At 59.0% G+C, this 390-nt stretch carries 1 protein-coding gene; it reads left to right on the forward strand.

The window, feature by feature from the left end:
- Positions 1 to 339: EF-Tu/IF-2/RF-3 family GTPase (locus I6F37_RS44175; RefSeq protein ID WP_249795513.1), on the forward strand; the 339-nt coding region annotated here is incomplete at its 5' end.
- Positions 340 to 390 lie beyond the last annotated feature (51 nt).

The raw sequence follows: 390 nt of genomic DNA on the forward strand, positions 1-390 counted from the left end.
ATCAAAAAGGCGATGTCCGGCCTGCTCGCGCCGACGCTGCGCGAAACCATGCTGGGCAATGCGCAGATCCTGGAAGTGTTCAACATTTCCAAGGTCGGCAAGGTCGCCGGCTGTCGCGTCACCGACGGAACCGTGGAACGCGGCGCCAATGTTCGCCTCATTCGCGACAACGTCGTTGTGCACGAAGGCAAGCTCTCGACACTGAAGCGCTTCAAGGACGAAGTGAAGGAAGTGCAGTCCGGCCAGGAATGCGGCATGGCGTTCGAGAATTACGGCGACATGCGCCCCGGCGACGTTATCGAGTGTTATCGCGTGGAGACCATCCAGCGGAGCCTGTAAACCAGCGGAGCCTGTAAGTCTGAACCTTACGGCTTCGTCGGAAGACATTGT

This window comes from Bradyrhizobium sp. NBAIM08 (genome assembly GCF_020193935.1).
Taxonomy (GTDB): domain Bacteria; phylum Pseudomonadota; class Alphaproteobacteria; order Rhizobiales; family Xanthobacteraceae; genus Bradyrhizobium; species Bradyrhizobium yuanmingense.